Origin of the sequence: Pseudomonas sp. SAS7 (assembly GCF_052112345.1) — a bacterium.
Lineage (GTDB): Bacteria > Pseudomonadota > Gammaproteobacteria > Pseudomonadales > Pseudomonadaceae > Aquipseudomonas > Aquipseudomonas putida_Q.
The window spans coordinates 160,822-178,612 of the sequence record NZ_JBEGGO010000003.1 but is presented as its reverse complement, the minus strand read 5'-3'; the positions used below and the strand labels follow the sequence as shown (position 1 = coordinate 178,612).

Genomic DNA, 17,791 nt, shown 5'->3' with positions numbered 1-17,791 from the left:
GCAAATCACTGCAATCGCGCAGCCCTGACTTCTCGCGCCGTGCACCCGTAGTGCTGGCGAAACGCCCGGGTGAATTGCGCCTGGTCGGTAAAACCCCAACGGAATGCCAACTCGCCGATGGCCAGGTGGCAATGCGGGTCGCGCAGTTGGCGGTGTACGGCCTCCAGGCGCTGTTGGCGCACCCATTCGCCAAGGGTGTAGGGCGTGATCGCGAACAGCTTGTGCAGGTAGCGCAGCGACAGCCCGCAGGCGCTGGCGATGGTTTGTGGCGACAGTTCGGGGTCGCCCAGATGTTGCTGCACATACTGCTCGACCCGTGTCAGGTGCAGGGTGCTGAGGTTGTTGCCTTCGCTGCCCAATACTCGCTCATCCTGTTGCAGGGCCAGCAGCAGCGTGGCCGAAGCCTGTTCCAGCAGTAGATGCCGGGCAGCGGCCGGGCTGGCGTCGAAATGGCGGGCGCACAGGTCCAGTTGCTCTACAAAGATGCGCCCCAGGCCCTGGCTGGCATCGAAGCAATGCCGGGTATAGCGCTTGTGCCCGAGCAGGTTGGCCTTGAGTGCCCGCTCGGGCAGCTTTAGCACCCACAGGTCGTTCTGCGTGCCGTAATGGAAGCGGTAAGGCGCATCGCCGCGCTCGACGATGAAACCGCCCGGGCTGCAACTGAGCGGGTGGCCGTCCTGTTCGAAGTGAACTTCGCTGCTGCGCGGCACCGTCACCAGGTAGAACGCCTCATGGTCCTGGCCAACGTGCGCCTTGCTGCGCGAGTAGCCCAGCGGGCTGGAGCGCAGGCGTGAAAGGCTCAGTGGCGTGCTGGGCGTGCTCCAGCGCTGCAGGTGGCCATCGAATGGCTGCTCGCTGGCAAACTCCAGGCTCAACGGGAAATAGGTTTCACTGATGGCTTCGGCCCAGCGCGCCTGGCGCTCCGGCTGTGCCCAGCCGTGGGTCGAGATTTCTGTGGGCATGGTGGGTCCTTTTTCAAAGAGGGCAGCATTGAAAAAAGGAACTGCAGGCAAGCTACTCAAGCAGCTCTTGTTATTGTGCAAGCCGCCCGGCAGCGCAAGGCTGCCGAGCGGCTTCAGGCCCATGATCGGCGCACGCCGACCGTTTGATCAAGCCCCGCGTGTCACCCGGTAGGTGGCCGAAGGCTCCAGGCGCGCCTGCCAGCCAGGAGGCAGGACGATGTTGGTGGTGTCTTCCTCGATGACGCAGGGGCCATGCACGGTCTGCCCCGGCAGCAGGCGGTTGCCGTTGAACACCGGCGTGGGCTGCCATTGGCCCTCGGCACTGAACAGCATCGGGCGGACACTTTGCGCGGCCGGCGCGGGTGGTTGGGCCGGGCCCTGCAACTCGGGCTGTGGCGGACGCGGCAGGTGACCAATTACCGAACACTCCAGGTTCACCAGCTCCACCGGGCTGTCGGGCTCGCTGTACGAGTACAGGGTCTGGTGGCGGCTGTGGAAGCGGCTGATCAGTGCGGCCAGCCCCGTGTCATCCAGTGCATGCTGCTGCAGGTCCACGCTGCATTCATGGATTTGCCCCAGATAGCGCATTTCCAGGGTGTAGTGGCAGCTGCTGGCCTGGTCGCCAAAACCGTCTTCACGCAAGTTTGCCAGGCCTTGCTGGCGCAGTTCGGCCAGCGCCTGGTTGAGCTGCACAAGGTTCACGTGCCCGCCGTCCAGTCGCATGGACAGGCTGGTGAGCTGGTCGTAGCGTACGTCGGACAGGATCTGGCCGAATGCGCACAGGCCTGAGGCCACCTTGGGGATCAACACGGTCTGCATGCCGATTTCCTCGGCCAGGCGCACCACGTGCATGCCCGCTGCGCCACCCGCGCCGATCAGGGCGAAGTCGCGCGGGTCGTGGCCGCGTTCGATGGACACGCGGCGGATGCCGTTGACCATATTCAGGTTGACCAGGGTGGTGATCCCGAATGCTGCGCGTTCCACGCTGATGCCTAACGGTTCGGCGATATTGCTGCGGATAGCGTCCAGTGCGGCTTGGCGGTTCAGGCGGATGCTGCCGCCCAGTAGCGCGCCGTCGGGCAGGTAGCCCAGGGCCAGGTTGGCGTCGGTTACCGTGGGTTCGCTACCGCCTTTGCCATAGCAGACCGGGCCAGGCATGGCACCGGCGCTGCGTGGGCCGACCTGAAGCATGCCGAACTCGTCCAGGTGGGCGATGGAGCCGCCGCCGGCGCCGAGGGTCTCCACCTGGATCATCGGCACGCCGATGCGCTGGCGCAGGAAGTCGACGTCCTTGCTGAAGTTGGTACGGCCGGCGTTGGTCAGGGTGATGTCGAACGAGGTGCCGCCCATGTCCACGGTGATGACGTTATCGATACCGAACGGCCTCGCCACCGCCAGCCCCGCCTGTGGCGCCGAGGCGGGGCCGGAGTTGATGGCATTGACGGCGCGCTCGCGCATCAGGTGTCCGGGCGCCAGGCCACCGTTGGACTGGAAATAGCGCACTGGCTGCTGCGCGCCAAGCTCCTGGAACAGGCTGTCGATGCGCGCCACATAGCGCGCCATCACGGGGCTTAGGTAGGCGTTGACCACGGTGGTGGAGGTGCGGGTGTACTCGCGAATCTGTGGGAACACCTCGCAGCCGGTGCAGACGAACACCCCGGGCAGGGCGGCCCGTACCAGCTCGGCGGCCCGTTGCTCATGGCTGGGGTTGCGCACCGACCACAGGAAGGAAATGGCCACGGCCTGCACGCCTTCGGCACGGAAGTAGTCGATGGCGTCATGAATGGCGCGCTCGTCCAGCGGGCTGTGCTCACGTCCATCGCCGAGGATGCGGCCACCTACCGGGCGGCGCAGATGGCGTGGGGCAAGCATGTGTGCCGGCGGATAATGAGCGTCGTAGCGGTGGCCTTCTTCCTTGTGACCCAGGCGGATTTCCAGGCTGTCCTCGTGCCCCTCGGTGCACAGCAGGCCCACCTTGACCCCGGTTCGCTCGATCAGCGCATTGAGGGCCACTGTGGTGCCGTTGATGCACAAGTCGCAGTTGGCGATCAGCTCGGCCGGGCTGCGCCCGGTGGCGTCGGCGATCTGTGCCAGGCCGGCGCGAATGGCCAAGGTGCCATCCTGCGGCGTGGACGGGGCCTTGAACAGCTGCACGCCGCCGTCGCGGTCGGCCAGGATGAAATCGGTGAAGGTGCCGCCGGCATCGATGCCCAGGCGATATTGATTACGCATTATGGTTCTCCGGGCAGCGCGGGGTGCGGGCAAGGCGGGTTGCGGTTTCGTCGAGGCGGCCATCGTCATCGACGACCACGCCATACTCCAGGGCTGCCCCTTGTGGCGAGACCAGGCCGTTGCGTACATCCTCCAGTACTGCTGCGACCGGGCGGCGCAGCGGGTCGCCGTAGCCACCACCACCGGGGTTGATGTTGATGATGCGTTCGCCGGGTTGCAGGGTGAGCATCGGGTTTTGCGTGTAATGGTCTTCGCTGCCATCGGCGTGGCGGTGGATCAGCCGGCCCAACTTGGGCTCGAGCAGGGCATTGCGTGCCCCGGCGGCACCGGCGGTGGGCAGCTGGCGGCCCTCGCCGAAGCCGACCACAGTCATGGCGTGGTCCAGCGGTTCGATCTCCAGGCGGGTGCCCGAACCACCGCGCAATTCACCGGCGCCACCACTGTCGGCCATAAGGCTGTAGCGGTGGATCAGCACCGGATAAGCGTGCTCGAGCAGCTCGATATCACCGCTCATCAGCGCCCCGAAGCAGCACAGCGGGCCGCAGGCGTGCCATCCATCCATCACCTGGTTGGCACCGGCACCGGAAATGATCGAGGCCAGCACCATGGTCACGTACTCGCTGTTGCCGTTGCGCGGGTCGTGGCCGGCGATGTTGATGCCGCTGGTGTGCCCCCAGGACGCTGTTACCCGTTTGGGCGAAGCCTGTTCCAGCGCGGTGCGCACCGCATCGGCCAAAGTTTCCATTGGCGTGGTGGTGCAGTTGACATGGGGCGCCGGCTCCTCGGCGTTGCACAGGGTACCCCTGGGCCCGACATCGACCGTGACGCAGCGGTACAGGCCTTCGTTATAGGGCGGCGCCACCTGGGCGAACATCATCAGCCCCAGGTATACGCCCGACACCGAGTTGCCCTCGTAGGAGTTGATGAAGTAGGGCACTTGTGGCGGGCTGTCGATACGCACGTGGGCCTGGTCACCACGTATCTGCACATGGGCGGTGATGGCCAGTTCGCCAAGGCCGTGGCCGGCATCTTCGAGCACGGCGGTACCGCTGTAGTCACCATCTGGTACATCGCGCAACAATGCGCGCATGTGCCGGTCGGCCATGTTCTTCAGCTCGGCAATGCAGGCCCGCACCTGGGCCACGCCGTACTTGTCCAGCAGCTCCAGCAAGTGCCGCTCGCCGACCTTGCAGGCGCCGTACTGGGCGTTAAGGTCGCCTTCCTGATAGGGGCGGGCGCGCATGTTGGTGAGCATGAAGTTGATCACGTCTTCGCGGCGCTTGCCCTTTTCCCACAGCTTGACCGGTGGAATGCGCAGCCCCTCGGCGTAGATCTCCTTGGCGTCGGGATTATAGCCGGCGGGTACAGGGCCGCCGATATCGGTCAGGTGGCCTTTGCACACCGTCCAGAACACCAGTTCGCCTTGGTAGTACACCGGCTTGTACATGCAGCAGTCGAGAATATGGCTGCCCTTGTAGGCGGGGTCGTTGTGGTAGATCACGTCGCCTTCGGCAATGTCGTCGCCAAAGAATTCGGCCACGCATTTCATGGCCGGGATAAGCGAGCCCAGATGGATGGGTATGTCCTGGCCTTGCAGGATCATTTCCGGCAGGTGGTCGAACAGCGAGTTGGAATAGTCGTGGGCCAGGTTGAACACACTGGAGCGCCCGGTCTTTTCCAGGGTCAGGGTCATTTCGCGTTGCGCTGTCTCCAGCGCACCCCGGACAACCGCAAGGGTGATCGGATCTACTGTCTGCATAGGTCACCAACGTTTGTTCTTGTGCTTTGGGTGCGTGCCGCGGCGGCGCGGCGCGTGGTGACAGGCTACGGGGCAGGGCGGGGGGAAGGCTTGTCGCTGGGTGTACTGGTTGTTGTGTTATGGCGCACTACCGGGGGCGCTTAGGCAAGAGAACGTGACCCCCTGTAGGAGCGGCCTTGTGTCGCGATGGGCTGCTCAGCAGCCCCAAAATCTGGCAGGTTAAGACCTACTGCCCCAGCATCTGCTGCACCAGCCATTGCCCCGCCGGCCCAAGCGCCCGCCGGCTCGACCAGGCCACATCCATATCCACCCGGCGCGGGTAACCCGCTATCTGCAACTCCACCAGCTCGTTGCCAAACCGCGCCACCAGCGCCCTGGGCAGTTCGGCCCAGCCAAACCCGCGCACGGCAAATTCCAGCAGGGTGAGGTAATCCGGTGCTGACCAGGCCTGGCCGCGGCCGCGGTGCAGGCTGGGGGCATAGGTCTTGATGTACAGCTGTCGCGCGTTTTCAAGGTGTTGCGTTTGCACCGTTTTCAGCCCCGCCAACGGGTGCTCGCTGGCCACATACACACCGAACTCAGCCTGCTCGGGCAAGCGCGCTACGGCAACGTCGGCGGGGTAGCTGGGCTGTGTGGCCAGAATGCCGACGTGGGCCAGGCCCTGCTGGATCATATCGATCACATCAGCGTCTTCCGCCGGGCCGCAGCGCAATTCGGTGTGCGGGTAGTGCTGGGCAAAGCGGGCCATCACCGCGCCCTGGAAGGTGACGCTGTAGCTGTCCGACATCACCACCGAGACCAGCGCCTCGACGTTTTGCGCCAGCCTTACCGCCAGGGCATCGAGCTGGGCGCTGGCGTCCAGGATCGCTTCGACATGGCTTAGCACCTGTCGGCCCGCTTCGTTCAGCGTGGGGTGGCGGCCACCGCGATCAAACAGCGGGCAGCCGATATCGGCCTCGAAATTGGCAATGGCGATGCTGATCGTGGACTGGCTTTTGCGCAATTTGCGCGCCGCAGCAGAGAACGAACCCAGCGATGCGGCTTCGACAAAGGCGACCAGAGCTTCGGGTGAGTAGCGCATGGTATTGATAAAACCGATGGTAGCTATGTCGCGAGTATCAGTTCTATCGAAGAAGATAGGAAGCACGACTCACGCAATGGATGGAATTTGCAATGAAAACGGTCTCCTTCACCGAACGCCTGGTACACGCCGTGGGCTATGAAGTATTTGCTGTGCTGCTGTGCGCACCGCTGTTGTCCTGGGTGATGGGCAAATCGCTGGCGACGGCGGGTGCGTTGGCGGTCACCCTGTCGATGATCGCCATGCTGTGGAACATGGTTTACAACGCGCTGGTTGATCGCTGGGTGCAGACCGAACGCATCCACTGGAAGGCCAGTGCGCGCTTTGTGCACGGCCTGGGCTTCGAGGCCGGGCTGGTGGTGTGGTGCCTGCCGGTGGCGGCGTGGATGCTGGATATTTCGCTGCTGCAGGCGTTCATGGTGGAGCTGGGCTTCTTCGTGATCATTTTGCCTTACACCGTGCTGTACAACTGGGCGTTCGACAAAGCCCGGCATGTGCTGATGCAGCGCCGCGTGGCATAAAGTTGTTCGCGCAAAGCCGAAAGCTTGCACAGTCCCTGTGGGAGCGGGCAAGCCCGCGAAGCAGGCGACACGGTGGATGGCACCGGCTGCGCCGGTGTTCGCGGGCACGCCCGCTCCCACAGGGTCATCAACACCTTCAAAAAAAACGGGGCATGCCATCGCTGGCATGCCCCGTTTTATACAGCTGATACGGCTCAGGCGACCTTGACGATCCAGCCTGCCGGTGCTTCAACATCACCGCTCTGGATGCCGGTCAGCTCGTTGTAGAGCTTCTGGGTAACCGGGCCGACTTTTTCCAGGTCGTGGAACACGTGCAGCTTGCCGTTGTACTCGATACCGCCGATCGGGGTAATCACCGCAGCGGTACCGCAAGCGCCGGCTTCGATGAAGCGGTCCAGCTTGCTGATTTCGACGTCGCCTTCGATCACGGTCAGGCCCAGACGCGATTGCGCCAGTTCCATCAGCGACAGACGGGTGATGCCCGGCAGCACCGAGGCCGATTTCGGGGTAACGAACTCGTTGTTGGCGGTGATGCCGAAGAAGTTGGCCGAACCGACTTCCTCGATCTTGGTATGGGTCAGCGGATCGAGGTAGATGGCGTCGGCGAAGTTGGCCTTCTTGGCTTCAGCGCCTGGCTGCAGGCTGGCAGCGTAGTTGCCACCGACCTTGGCTGCGCCGGTGCCTTGTGGGGCGGCGCGGTCGAAGCTGGAGATCTGGAAGTTGTGCGGCTTCATGCCGCCCTTGAAGTACGAGCCAACCGGGATGGCGAAGACCGAGAAGATGAACTCGGGGGCGGTGCGCACGCCAATGTTGTCACCGGTGCCGATCACGAACGGGCGCAGGTACAGGGCGCCTTTGCCGTGCGGTGGCACGAACTTTTCGTTGGCCTTGACCACTTGTTTGCACGCTTCGATGAACACATCGGTCGGCACATGCGGCATCAGCAGGCGCGCGCAGCTGCGCTGCATGCGGGCGGCGTTCTGGTCCGGGCGGAACAGGTTGATCGAGCCGTCCTTGCAACGGTAGGCCTTGAGGCCTTCGAAGCATTGCTGGCCGTAGTGCAGGGCCGTGGAGCCTTCACTGATGTGCAGCACGTTGTCGTCGGTCAGGGTGCCCTTGTCCCACTCGCCATTGCGCCATACGGACAGGTAGCGTTTGTCGGTTTTGATGTAGTCGAAACCCAGCTTGTCCCAGTTAATGCTTTCGTTGCTCATGACACCCTCATTGTCTTGCAAGTGCCCGATCGCTCGGGCTGCTGTTATATGCGCACCACGCCACCATAATACATCCGTCGCGGATCGGGAACGGCCAGTCACGAATTGATAGCCTGCGATGCATTATTCTCGGTCCGCGGTCGTTGTAGGAGCAGCCTTGTGCTGCGAAGAGGCCGGTCCATTGGATGCAATTGCGTCGCCAGTACCGGCCCTTTCGCAGCACAAGGCTGCTCCTACAAGTGCAGGTAGCCATGCAGGGCCAGGTTTTCCAGCAATACCGAATCATGGGACGCCACCATCAGCGCCCCGCGAAACTGCCCGAGCATGCGCTCCAGGGCTGCCAGTGACGGCAGGTCCAGGTGGTTGCCGGGCTCATCCAGCAGCAACAGGTCGAGGGGGCGCTCGCGGTACAGCACGGCGGCCAGCGCTGCCTTCATCCGCTCGCCGCCGCTGAGCAGGCTGCTGGGTAGCTCGATACGGGCCGCATCCAGGCCCACTTGTGCCAGGCGGCTGCGCAACTCGCCCTGGGCCAGCACCGGGTTGGCTTGGCGCAGGTGTTCAAGCACGCTGTTGTGGCCTGCCAGCGTGCTGCAGTGCTGGTCGAGCAGGGCGGTTTCGCCACTGCGGCGCAACGTGTCGGGCAACGCCGGTAATTCCCCGTTCAGCAGCCTTAGCAGCGTGGACTTGCCACTGCCATTGGCGCCGACCAGGCCCAGCCGCTGGCCAAGGCACAAGCGCAGGTCAAGCGGTTTGCGGGTGCCATGGGGCAAGCGAAGTGCCTGCAGGGCCAACACTTCGCGGCCGGCATGACGCTGGGGCGTGGGGGCATGCAAGGTAATCGCAGTGGCTTGCTCGACCTCGCGGGCGGCGTCATGCACTTTGCCCAGCAGTGCTTGCCGGGCATCGCGATGATCACGCCGCTGCTTGCCCGCCGTGGCCTGGCTGCGTTGCTGCTGGCGGTCGACCAGGATCTTGGCCTGGTTGGCATGCCTGGCTTGACGCCCGGCCCGGGCCTGATGGCGTTCCAGGTCTTCGCGCTGGCGCTGCAGTTCACGGGCCTGGCGTTGTTGCTCCTGCTTCAGCCGGGCGAGTTGCTGCTGGGCCTGCGCCACCTGGCTGGCTTTTTGTGCTGCATAGAAGCTGTAGTTGCCGCCATAGGCCTGCAACCCCAGGCTGGACAGTTCGACAATGCGCGCCATGTGCGCCAGCAGGCTGCGATCGTGGCTGATTACCAGCAAACCTCGGTCCCAGCCCTCGATCATGCTCAGCAGCTGGGCACGGGCGTCGCTGTCCAGGTGGTTGCTGGGTTCGTCGAGGATCAAGTAGTCGGCACCGCTGAGCCATGCGCCTGCCAGCGCCACGCGCATGGCCTGGCCGCCGCTCAGGCTGCGTGCGGGCTGGCGGCAGTCCAGGTGACCCAGGCCGTTGCGCTGCAGGTGCGACTGCAATTGCTCGCGGATATCCCAGCGCTCGCCGACGGTGTCGAAATCCTGGGGGTTGATGCTGCCTTGCTCGATGCGCTCGAGCGCCGCAACCACCGCCCCCACCTGCGCCAGGTCGGCAAGCGTGGTGCTGCGCTCGATTACCTGCTGGTTCAGCAGATGGACAGCCCCATGGCGCCTGCAATGGCCGCTGCTCGGTGCACGCTGGCCGGCAAGAACCTGCCCTAGCAGGCTCTTGCCCACGCCATTGCGCCCGACCAGGCCGGTACGCCGTTGGTCGAAGGTTTCGTTAAGGTCGGTAAACAGTAGCCGGCCATCAGGCAAGGCCAAGGAGACGCTGTCCAGCGTCAGGATCGACGTGTTCGTCATGCACAACTCCACAAATGCCGCGACATCTCCGGAGCAAACCGGAGGCTGAAGACTGGCCGTCGAATGGACGGCGGCATCAATGGCGCATTGGACGAACACCTCGTAATGGGGGAGTGCGTAGCCTAACGGAGCGTCGGGGGCGGGTAAAGTACCGCCCGCCGTGTGCGAGGCGTGGGATGTGGGTTCAAGGTGTTCGCCGCAGCGGTTTCAGTGCCTGTGAGATCGAGCGCCGCGCGGGCGGCGCTCGATCTCACAGGCGCAGCCAATCTTACGTCTTACGCTTCACAGGCTGGCCTCGTCATCGATCTGCTGGCAGAAGCGCAGGCGGTTGCCGAACGGGTCGCACACCTGCATCTGCAGGCCCCAGTCCAGGCGCTCGGCCTCGGGCCGGGCGTAACCGTACTGTTTGCCTTGCAGTTCATGCTCCAGCGCACGCAGGTCGTCGAGCCGGGCGAATACTGTAGAGCCGGGGCAGGCATCACCATGGTGTTCGGTAAGGTGCAGGATCAAGCCATCGCGATGAATCTGCATGTACAACGGCAGGTCCGGGCTGAAGCGGTGCTCCCAGTCCAGGCTGAAACCGAGGAAATCCATGTAGAACTCCCTGGCCTTGTCGACCGAGAAGATGCGCAGTACCGGGATGGCGGGGGCGAGGGGCATGGGGCGTCCTTGACAGTGGGCAAAGTCGCCACTGTACCGCAGTGCTGCCAAGAGTTGTCGGCAAGCCCCGCAGCAATGGTTGACCACCCGCCAGCCACTGCGTAGCCTTGCCACTTCGAGGTTCTTCGGCCAGGCCGAAGCTAAGACGGGAACGCGGTACAAGCCGCGGCTGCCCCCGCAACTGTAAGCACCGACAACGGATCGACACAGCCACTGCGCCAACGCGCGGGAAGGCGTCATCCCGCCAGCCCGCCGTTCAACTGAACAGCGAACTGGAACGGTGCAAGCCAGGAGACCTGCCTCGCAACGTTTTCGACTTTCAACCGGGCGGGGTGATCCGGTGGCGAACAAGCCCGGCCGGCCTGGCCCGCGGCTGTCGTCCTGCATGCCCGCGCCACTCTGCCAAGGGCAATGCGACATGAAAACACTGGCCAAGCTCCCCGTTACCATCGTCACCGGCTTCCTCGGCTCGGGCAAGACCACCTTGCTGCGCCACATGCTCGACAACGCCCAGGGCCGCCGCATTGCGGTCATCGTCAACGAATTCGGCGAACTGGGCATCGACGGTGAAATCCTCAAGCAGTGCAGCATCGGTTGCACCGAAGAAGAAGCCAGCGGCCGCGTCTATGAACTGGCCAACGGCTGCCTGTGCTGCACCGTGCAGGAAGAGTTCTTCCCGGTCATGCGCGAGCTGGTGGCACGCCGTGGCGACCTGGACCACATCCTGATCGAAACCAGCGGCCTGGCCCTGCCCAAACCGCTGGTGCAAGCCTTCCAGTGGCCAGAAATCCGCAACGCCTGCACCGTCGACGCGGTCATCACCGTGGTCGATAGCCCGGCCGTGGCGGCAGGCACCTTCGCCGCCTACCCCGACCAGGTGGATGCCCAGCGCAAGCTCGACCCTAACCTGGACCACGAATCGCCGCTGCACGAACTGTTCGCCGATCAGCTGGCCAGCGCCGACCTGGTGGTACTGAACAAGGCCGACCTGATCGACGCCGAAGGCTTGGCCAAGGTCCGCGCCGAAGTGGCCGAAGAACTGCCGCCGGCAGTCAAGGTGGTCGAGGCCAGCAGCGGCAAGCTGCCACTGGAGGTGCTGCTGGGCGTGGGCGCCGAGGCCGAGGCACACATCGATGGCCGCCGCACCCACCACGATTCGCACCACGACGGCGATGATCATGACGACCATGATCACGACGCCTTCGACTCCATTTCCATCGACCTGCCAGAGGCTGACGAAAGCCTGCTGCTCGACGCCCTGACCCAGCTGGTGGTGGAGTTCGGCATCCTGCGCGCCAAAGGCTTCGCTGCCATCCCGGGCAAGCCGATGCGCCTGCTGGTACAAGGCGTGGGTACGCGTTTCGACAAGCACTTCGACCGCGCCTGGCGTGCCGACGAGCCGCGCATCACCCGCCTGGTGCTGATCGGCCAGGACCTCGACGCTGCCCAGCTGGAAGCGCGCCTGCGCCAGGCCTTGGGCGCCTGACCCGTGCACCTGCTGCGGACCCAGCCCGGCGGCTTCGTGCCGGATGACAGTATTGCCGACCTCGGCCAGACACCCGCCGAGCTGGTGATTCTCTGCAGCGGCGATTCGCACCTGGCGTTGCTCGCCGATACCGCCGAGCAATTGCCTGAAGGCTTCCCCAGCCTGCGCCTGGCCAACCCGATGCAGGTGCAGAACCACGCTTCGGTCGACCTGTATGTCGACCAGGTGCTGCGCCATGCCAAGGTCATCCTTGTGTCGCTGCACGGCGGCGTCGGCTACTGGCGCTATGGTGTCGAGCAACTGGTCGAGCTGGCCGCCCGTGGCGTGCAGCTGATTCTGGTGCCGGGCGATGACCGCCTGGACCCGGAACTGACCCGCCTGGGCACCGTCACGGGCGACCAGGCCGAGCGCCTCTGGCACTACTTGCGCCAAGGCGGCAAGGCCAATGCCATCAACCTGTACAACTGCCTGGCCAACCAGTGGCTGGGCCGCGATTATGCCTGGGACGAGCCGCAACCCTTGCCGCGCACCGCTGTGTATCACCCGGCCAAGGGCAGTGTGGCACTGGACGACTGGTACCCGCACTGGCACCCGGATTACCCGGTCGCGCCGCTGCTGTTCTACCGCTCCCACTTGCAGGCGGCCAACACCGCGTTCATCGACGTGTTCTGCCAGCGCCTGCAGGCCGCTGGCCTGAACCCGTTGCCGATCGCCGTGGCCAGCCTCAAGGAAAGCGCCTGCCTGGAGCAGGTCGAAGCCTGGCTGGACGAGGTCGGTGCCGAAGTGCTGATCAATACCACCGGGTTTGCCCTGTCCAGTCCCGAACGGCCTAACCTGCGTCCGTTCCGCCGTGACATTCCGGTGCTGCAGGCCATCTGCGCGCAGGACAACCAGCCCGGCTGGGAGGCCAGCGAACAGGGGCTGGGTGCGCGCGACCTGGCCATGCACATCGCCTTGCCCGAACTGGACGGGCGCATTATTACCCGCCCGGTCAGTTTCAAGGACATGGCCTGGCGCAGCGAGCGCAGCCAGTCCGACGTGGTGTGCTACCGCGCCCACCCCGAGCGCATGGACTTTGTCGCCGAGCTGGCCCGCCGCTGGGTCGAACTGGCGCGCCTGCCCAACGCCCAGAAACGCGTGGCCCTGGTGCTGGCCAACTACCCAACCCGCGATGGCCGCATTGGCAACGGCGTCGGCCTGGACACGCCCGCTGCCGCATTGAACGTTCTCAAGGCGCTGCAGACCGAAGGCTATCCGCTGGCCGATTTGCCGGGCAGCGGCACGCAATTGATTCACCAACTGCTCGGCGGCGTGACCAACGACCTTGACCACCTCGACCAGCGCCCTTGCGCCCAGAGCCTGAGCCTGGCCGACTACCAGGCCGCCTTCGAGCGCTTGCCCGAGGCCAATCGCCAGGCAGTGCTGGAGCGCTGGGGGCCGCCCGAGCAGGACCCTATGTACCGCAGCGGCCGGCTGATGGTGGCCGGCTTGCGCTTTGGCCTGACCTTCGTCGGCATCCAGCCAGCCCGGGGCTACCAGGTAGACCCCAGCGCGGTGTATCACGACCCCGACCTGGTGCCGCCGCACGGCTACCTGGCGTTTCACTTCTGGCTGCGCCACGCATTCGCGGCCGATGCGGTGATCCATGTCGGCAAGCACGGCAACCTCGAATGGCTGCCCGGCAAGGGCGTCGGCTTGTCGGCGCAGTGCTGGCCGGACGCGTTGCTTGGCCCGCTGCCGAACATCTACCCGTTCATTGTCAACGACCCGGGCGAGGGTGCCCAGGCCAAGCGCCGCACCCAGGCGGTTATCATCGACCACCTGATGCCGCCGCTGACCCGTGCCGAAACCTACGGCCCGTTGCGCCACCTGGAGCAACTGGCCGACGAGTTCTACGAAGCGCAGCTACTCGACCCGCGGCGTGCCCGCGAGTTGCAGCGCGACATCCTCGAGCTGGTCAAGGCCAACCACATCGACCGTGAGCTGCAACTGGAAGGGCAGCTGGACGATGCCGCCGTCTGGCTGCCGCGCCTGGACACCTACCTGTGCGACCTGAAGGAATCGCAGATTCGCGATGGCCTGCACGTGTTTGGCCAATCGCCAGAAGGGCGGCTGCGCCTGGACACGCTGCTGGCGCTGTTGCGGGTCGAGCGTGGCGACGGTCGTGGCGGTAATGCCAGCCTGCTGCGGGCCTTGGCCAAGGCACTGGTGCCGGGCTTTGATCCGCTCGATTGCGAGCTTGGGCTGCCCTGGCAGGGCGCACGCCCCGTGCAGCTGCAGGCCATCAGCATTGAACCCTGGCGCACCTGCGGGGATACCCGCGAGCGCCTGGAGCTATTGGCGCAGCAGGTGATCGAGCAAGCGCTGGGCGGCACCCTGCAGCTGCCTGAATCGAGCGAATGGCAGCCGGTGCGTGACGTGGTGCAGGCCTTGCGCGAAGCGGTGGCGCCCAGCCTGGATGCCTGCGGGGCTGCTGAAATGAATGGCCTGCTGGCGGCGCTGGCCGGGCGATTCGTGCCTGCCGGCCCCAGCGGTGCGCCCAGCCGTGGCCGCCTCGACGTGCTGCCCACCGGCCGCAACTTCTATACCGTGGACGTGCGCAACCTGCCCACCACCACGGCTTGGCGCCTGGGCTTCGCCTCGGCCAGCCTGATCCTCGAGCGCCACCTGCAGGACCATGGCGACCACCTGCGCCAGCTTGGCTTGTCGGTGTGGGGCACGGCGACCATGCGTACTGGCGGCGACGACATCGCCCAGGCCATGGCGCTGATGGGCGTGCGGCCGGTGTGGGCAACCGGCAGCCAGCGCGTTGACGACTTTGAAATACTGCCGCTGAGCCTGCTAGACCGCCCGCGGGTGGATGTGACCTTGCGCGTTTCGGGCTTTTTCCGCGATGCCTTCGGCAACCTAATCCGCCTGTTCGATGCGGCCGTGCAGGCGGTGGCCGCGCTGGACGAGCCCGACGATCTCAACCCTTTGGCCGCCCGTGTACGCAGCGAGCGTGCCACGCTGCAAGCGCAAGGCGTAGACGCCGAGCAGGCCGCGCGCCAGGCAGGCTGGCGGGTGTTCGGCGCCAAACCCGGTGCGTATGGCGCCGGGGTGCAGAACGCTATCGACGGGCGCCTGTGGCACAGCCGCGACGATCTGGCCGAGGTCTACCTCAACCACGGCGGCTACGCCTACGGCGCCAGCGACGACGGCACCCCGGCCCGCGCCCAGTTCGCGCAGCGCCTGGCCAAGGTGCAGGCGGTGCTGCAGAACCAGGACAACCACGAACACGACCTGCTCGATTCGAACGATTACTACCAGTTCCAGGGTGGCATGCTGGCGGCGTCAGAAACCTTGTCCGGGGCGCCGGTGGCCAGCTACCACGGCGACCACAGCCAGGCAGACCGACCCCGCATCCGTACCCTCAAGGAAGAGCTGAACCGGGTGATCCGCGCCCGCGCGCTCAACCCCAAGTGGATCGACGGGGTCAAGCGCCACGGCTACAAGGGCGCCTTCGAGATGGCGGCGACGGTCGACAACCTGTTCGCCTTCGATGCCACCACGCACCTGATCGACGACCATCATTACCAGGGGCTGGCCGATGCCTACGTGCTCGACCCGGCTACCCGCGATTTCATGCGCGAGCACAACCCCGAGGCCCTGCGTGACCTTACCGAGCGCCTGCTGGAGGCCCAGCAGCGCGGGCTGTGGCAGGCACCGGGCGACTACCGCGAAGCCCTTGAGGAACAACTGCTCGACGGCGAGGAACAGGCTTGAAATGAGTGAACCCGTGCAATTTCCGCTGGCCGCTGTGGTCGGTGCCGACGACCTGAAGCTGGCACTGTGCCTGACCGCCATCGACCCGAAAATCGGCGGCGTGCTGATCGAAGGGCCGCGTGGCATGGCCAAGAGCACCCTGGCCCGTGGCCTGGCGGACCTGCTTGGCGAAGGCCCGTTTGTCACCCTGCCACTGGGCGCCAGTGAAGAACGGCTGGTCGGCACCCTCGACCTGGATGCCGCGCTGGGTCAGGGCAAGGCGCAGTTTTCTCCGGGCGTGCTGGCCCAGGCTGACGGTGGCGTACTGTATGTCGATGAGGTCAACCTGCTGCCCGACACGCTTGTCGACCTGTTGCTCGACGTGGCTGCCAGTGGCACCAACCGCATCGAGCGCGACGGCATCTCGCACCGGCACAGCGCCCGCTTCGTGCTGATTGGCACCATGAACCCGGAAGAGGGCGAGCTGCGCCCGCAGTTGCTCGACCGTTTTGGCCTGAACGTGGCCCTTGAGGGGCTGCCTGAGCCTGAGGCCCGTCAGCAGATCATTCGCCGGCGCCTGGCCTTCGACAGTGACCCGCAGGCTTTCTGCACGCAATGGGCTGCGGCCCAGGCGCAGTTGCGCGAGCGCTGCCAGGCAGCGCGGCATGCCCTGGCCGGTATTGCCCTGGATGACCAGGCGCTGGCCTGGATTACCGAGCGTTGCTACGCCGCCGGCGTCGACGGGTTGCGCGCCGACCTGGTGTGGTTGCGTGCGGCACGCGCCCACTGCGCCTGGCGTGGCGGTGCGGCCATCGAAGAAGTGGATGTCGAAGCGGTGGCCGAGTTCGCCTTGCGCCATCGCCGCCGCGTTGCGCCCCAGGCCAACCCGCCGTCGGCGCCGCAGCCGCCTGACCAGCAGCCCGGCCAGCAAAGCGCAGGCAACGCGGGTGAACAGGGCGGGCAGGGCGACTGGGGGGCATTGCCGGCGCAACCCGTGGCCAGCGGCGCACGCCGCGAGGTACCGAACTGGGCAAAAAAGCCCTGAGCATCCCCCAGTCACCTGCAAAAGGGGCGGATGCCAAAGCGGGCGCAGGCAAGCAGATCGGTGCCAGCCGTGGTCGCGCGCGCAGTGCGGCAAGCGGCCGCGTGGCCTGGCTGCCGACCTTGCTAAAAGGGCGGCCACGGCTACGCCAGGACCTGTGCTGGCAACAACGCCAGGCCCAACCGGCAGAGTTGTGGCTGGTGATCGTCGATGCGTCGGCTTCGACCCGGCGCCATCAGGCGCTGACCCAAACCAAAGGGCTGCTGGCGGCACTGTTCGACCAGGCCTACCGCCAGCGCGCCCGCCTGGCCTTGCTGACCGCCAGCGGGCGCACACCGCAGTGGCAGCGCCATGGCCTGAAGGCTTCGGCGGCCTTGCAGCCGTGGCTGCAGGCGTTGGGCGCCGGTGGCGGTACGCCGCTGATCGCGGCACTGGAACAGGCGCGGAATTGGCTACAGGCGCGCCAGCGCGCCCATCCGGATGAAGCGGTACGCTGCCTGGTGTTTACCGATGGTCGCCTTCAGCACTGGAACGCCTTACAACCCATGCCCTGTACAACATTGGTGGTGGATATGGAGTTGGCGCCGGTGCGTATTGGGCGCGCGCAACGCCTGGCCGAACAACTGAAGGCCGATTACCAGCACTTGCAGCAGTTCAAAGCGGTGGACTGAACAGCGTGGATGCGACACTGTGTCGCTATAGTGGAAGTTGCCAGAACAGCAACTTTGCATTTGAACAAGTGCGTGGCATTGCACGCACTTGGTTTGCAAGGCGATATTACTTTGGCATCGACCACGGTTGCAGGTCGTAACCTTTTTCGCACAGTTCGGCGCGCACTTCTTCGATCAGGCTGGCCCACTGGGCAGGGTCGGAGTAGGTGCTCGAAGACACTCGCTTGCTGCCGATGCGGGTGTTGGTCCGGTCGATCACTGCCAGGCTCAGCTCACCAGTACCGTTGGGTGCATCCCAGGCTACGCACTGGAAAGGTTCGAAGGCGTGGTCGGCAATCAGCAGTGCTTCGTTGACACGGAGCGGGGCATTCATGGTTCGGTCTCTCTATGGTCCCAAACATCGAAGTGATTCCGCGTTGCTTTAAAGTCGCCTCAATGGTCGCGAAGTGCAGCGCGGGGTTATGTGTACTGATGCTCGTTGTCCGTCGGCAAGTCACACATTAGGTGTAAAATTTTTTGTCAGGCTTGAATCCGTTCTTCCCTGCGCCGCCATGTGATGTCGATAAAGTGCGAAAATTCCCGTGGCACTTTGTAAAAAAATGCGTCAG

At 65.0% G+C, this 17,791-nt stretch carries 13 protein-coding genes and 1 riboswitch; of the genes, 5 read left to right on the top strand and 8 right to left on the bottom strand.

What is annotated here, in order from left to right:
• Positions 1–5 precede the first annotated feature (5 nt).
• From ABI582_RS06610 to ABI582_RS06595, 4 genes are all read right to left on the bottom strand, one after another.
• Positions 6–962 carry a helix-turn-helix domain-containing protein gene (locus ABI582_RS06610; protein ID WP_442118725.1) on the bottom strand — a complete coding sequence of 319 codons (957 nt, stop codon included), beginning with the start codon at positions 960–962 and terminating at the stop codon, positions 6–8.
• A gap of 147 nt (positions 963–1,109) precedes the next feature.
• Positions 1,110–3,194, bottom strand: coding sequence for a caprolactamase subunit alpha (gene capA, locus ABI582_RS06605; protein ID WP_442118724.1), 2,085 nt, complete (start codon positions 3,192–3,194; stop codon positions 1,110–1,112).
• The gene (capB, locus tag ABI582_RS06600) at positions 3,187–4,953 is read right to left on the bottom strand and encodes a caprolactamase subunit beta (RefSeq protein WP_442118723.1); all 1,767 of its coding nucleotides are present in this window, start codon (positions 4,951–4,953) and stop codon (positions 3,187–3,189) included. The genes capA and capB overlap by 8 nt, the downstream gene beginning before the upstream one ends.
• Before the next feature lie 226 nt (positions 4,954–5,179).
• Positions 5,180–6,034: a LysR family transcriptional regulator gene (locus ABI582_RS06595; protein ID WP_442118722.1), complete on the bottom strand. Its 855-nt coding sequence runs from the start codon at positions 6,032–6,034 to the stop codon at positions 5,180–5,182.
• Positions 6,035–6,126: 92 nt separating this feature from the next.
• Here ABI582_RS06595 and ABI582_RS06590 point away from each other — a divergent pair, with 92 nt between their 5' ends.
• Complete coding sequence (locus tag ABI582_RS06590; protein ID WP_442118721.1) at positions 6,127–6,555, top strand: multidrug/biocide efflux PACE transporter; 429 nt, start codon at positions 6,127–6,129, stop codon at positions 6,553–6,555.
• A gap of 194 nt (positions 6,556–6,749) precedes the next feature.
• Here ABI582_RS06590 and ABI582_RS06585 read toward each other — a convergent pair whose 3' ends face one another.
• The 3 genes from ABI582_RS06585 to ABI582_RS06575 all read right to left on the bottom strand — a co-directional run bounded on the left by ABI582_RS06585 (position 6,750) and on the right by ABI582_RS06575 (position 10,240).
• The gene (locus ABI582_RS06585) at positions 6,750–7,769 is read right to left on the bottom strand and encodes a branched-chain amino acid aminotransferase (protein ID WP_016487380.1); all 1,020 of its coding nucleotides are present in this window, start codon (positions 7,767–7,769) and stop codon (positions 6,750–6,752) included.
• Positions 7,770–8,002: 233 nt separating this feature from the next.
• Positions 8,003–9,580, bottom strand: a complete 1,578-nt coding sequence (locus ABI582_RS06580; RefSeq protein WP_442118720.1) for an ATP-binding cassette domain-containing protein — start codon at positions 9,578–9,580, stop codon at positions 8,003–8,005.
• Between the two features lie 282 nt (positions 9,581–9,862).
• The gene (locus tag ABI582_RS06575) at positions 9,863–10,240 is read right to left on the bottom strand and encodes a glyoxalase superfamily protein (protein ID WP_028613829.1); all 378 of its coding nucleotides are present in this window, start codon (positions 10,238–10,240) and stop codon (positions 9,863–9,865) included.
• Between the two features lie 101 nt (positions 10,241–10,341).
• Positions 10,342–10,558, top strand: a riboswitch (cobalamin riboswitch).
• 100 nt (positions 10,559–10,658) lie between these two features.
• On the opposite strand from ABI582_RS06575, the gene cobW reads away from it, so the two are divergent.
• The 4 genes from cobW to ABI582_RS06555 all read left to right on the top strand — a co-directional run bounded on the left by cobW (position 10,659) and on the right by ABI582_RS06555 (position 17,183).
• Positions 10,659–11,726, top strand: a complete 1,068-nt coding sequence (gene cobW / locus ABI582_RS06570; protein ID WP_442118719.1) for a cobalamin biosynthesis protein CobW — start codon at positions 10,659–10,661, stop codon at positions 11,724–11,726.
• A 3-nt stretch (positions 11,727–11,729) separates the two neighbouring features.
• Complete coding sequence (gene cobN / locus ABI582_RS06565; protein WP_442118718.1) at positions 11,730–15,491, top strand: cobaltochelatase subunit CobN; 3,762 nt, start codon at positions 11,730–11,732, stop codon at positions 15,489–15,491.
• A gap of 1 nt (position 15,492) precedes the next feature.
• Positions 15,493–16,515: an ATP-binding protein gene (locus tag ABI582_RS06560; protein ID WP_442118717.1), complete on the top strand. Its 1,023-nt coding sequence runs from the start codon at positions 15,493–15,495 to the stop codon at positions 16,513–16,515.
• 101 nt (positions 16,516–16,616) lie between these two features.
• The gene (locus tag ABI582_RS06555) at positions 16,617–17,183 is read left to right on the top strand and encodes a vWA domain-containing protein (protein ID WP_442118716.1); all 567 of its coding nucleotides are present in this window, start codon (positions 16,617–16,619) and stop codon (positions 17,181–17,183) included.
• Between the two features lie 106 nt (positions 17,184–17,289).
• On the opposite strand, the gene ABI582_RS06550 is transcribed toward ABI582_RS06555, so the two are convergent.
• On the bottom strand, positions 17,290–17,556 hold the full coding sequence (locus ABI582_RS06550; protein WP_016499413.1) for a hypothetical protein: 267 nt from the start codon (positions 17,554–17,556) through the stop codon (positions 17,290–17,292).
• Positions 17,557–17,791 lie beyond the last annotated feature (235 nt).